This window comes from Actinosynnema sp., from assembly GCF_052038725.1.
Map to the genome: position 1 here is coordinate 1 of NZ_JBQGCX010000191.1, position 1583 is coordinate 1583.

Genomic DNA, 1583 nt, shown 5'->3' on the forward strand with positions numbered 1-1583 from the left:
GGTAGCCGACCTCGCCCACGCCCAGCCCCTTGGACGGCTCGGGCTCGGGGCTGATGACGCCGATCTCGAGCAGCTCGTGGGTGGCCCGGGTCGACATCATCGAGATGCGCTCGCGCGGGGTGATCTTGCCGTCGACGACCCGGATGTAGGTCACCACGCCCCGGTACGTGTCGTACACCGAGTCGAAGATCATCGCCCTGGCGGGGGCCTCGGCGTCGCCGACGGGGGCGGGCACCTTGCGCACGACCTCGTCCCGCAGGTCGCCGACGCCCCGGCCCGTCTTGGCCGAGACGCGCAGCACCTCGTCCGGCTCGCACCCGACGATGTGGGCGATCTCCTTGGCGTACTTGTCCGGGTCCGCCGCGGGCAGGTCGATCTTGTTCAGCACCGGGATGATGGTGAGGTCGTTCTCCATCGCCAGGTACAGGTTGGCCAGCGTCTGGGCCTCGATGCCCTGCGCGGCGTCCACGAGCAGGACCGCGCCCTCGCACGCCTCCAGCGCGCGGGACACCTCGTAGGTGAAGTCGACGTGACCCGGCGTGTCGATCATGTGCAGGACGTGGTCGGTCCCGTTCACGGCCCACGGCAGGCGCACGTTCTGCGCCTTGATCGTGATGCCGCGCTCGCGCTCGATGTCCATGCGGTCGAGGTACTGCGCGCGCATCGCCCGCTCCTCGACCACGCCGGTGAGCTGCAGCATCCGGTCGGCCAGGGTGGACTTGCCGTGGTCGATGTGCGCGATGATGCAGAAGTTCCGGATGAGCTCCGGAGGCGTGAACGTCTGGTCGGCGAACGTGCTCACTCAGGTTCCTCGCACAAGGAAAAGGACAGGGGGAATCACCCCATTCTCGCACGCCCCGGCCTGGGTGGACCGGGTGCGTGCGGGGGCGGGCGCTTAGGCTCCCGTGGATGTACGCGAACGGAGAGGACCCGAAGCCCGAGCGGGGCGCGGTCCGCGAGGTCTACCGACCCGATCGAGCGGCGAGGCTGGAGTACTCCCCGGAGCTGGACGGCCTCGCCGATCCGGGGGAGATCGTGTGGGCCTGGGTGCCCTACGAGGAGGACGCGAGCCGGGGCAAGGACCGGCCGCTGCTGGTGGTGGGCCGCAACGCGCGCGGCGGGCTGCTGGCGATGATGCTGACCAGCAGGGCGCCGGACCACCCGGCCGAGTTCGACGACCACGTGGAGCTGGGGTCGGGCCGCTGGGACCGCGACGGGCGGCAGTCCTACCTGCGGCTGGACCGGGTGTTCGAGCTGGCCGAGGACGACATCCGCCGGGAGGGCTCGATCCTGGAGCCCGAGCGGTTCTCGCTGGTCGTGGACGCGGTGCGGGAGCGGCACGGCTGGCGCTGACGCCCGCTCGACCTGTCACGCGTTCGACCTGCGGAAAGTCCCCGGAAACCCCCAGGAAGTCCCCCGACGAGTCCCCGGAAAAGACGGAAGGGCTCAGGACCACTGTGTCCTGAGCCCTCGTTCTTATCTGACCGGTCAGCGGTAGTGGCGGACCAGGCCGTGCAGCGCCTGCAGGCGGAGCATCGCCTCGAGCTCGCGGGCCTCGTTCGAGGAGTTGCGGGCGAGGACGG

The 1583-nt window shown here is 70.2% G+C and carries 2 protein-coding genes; one reads left to right on the plus strand and one right to left on the minus strand.

Features of this window, described 5'->3' with window-relative positions:
* Positions 1 to 802, minus strand: an 802-nt coding sequence (locus ACTUAL_RS03515) for a GTP-binding protein (protein WP_440899248.1), incomplete at its 3' end; no start/stop codon positions are given.
* 107 nt (positions 803 to 909) lie between these two features.
* On the opposite strand from ACTUAL_RS03515, the gene ACTUAL_RS03520 reads away from it, so the two are divergent.
* The gene (locus tag ACTUAL_RS03520; RefSeq protein WP_096491881.1) at positions 910 to 1353 is read left to right on the plus strand and encodes a type II toxin-antitoxin system PemK/MazF family toxin; all 444 of its coding nucleotides are present in this window, start codon (positions 910 to 912) and stop codon (positions 1351 to 1353) included.
* Positions 1354 to 1583 lie beyond the last annotated feature (230 nt).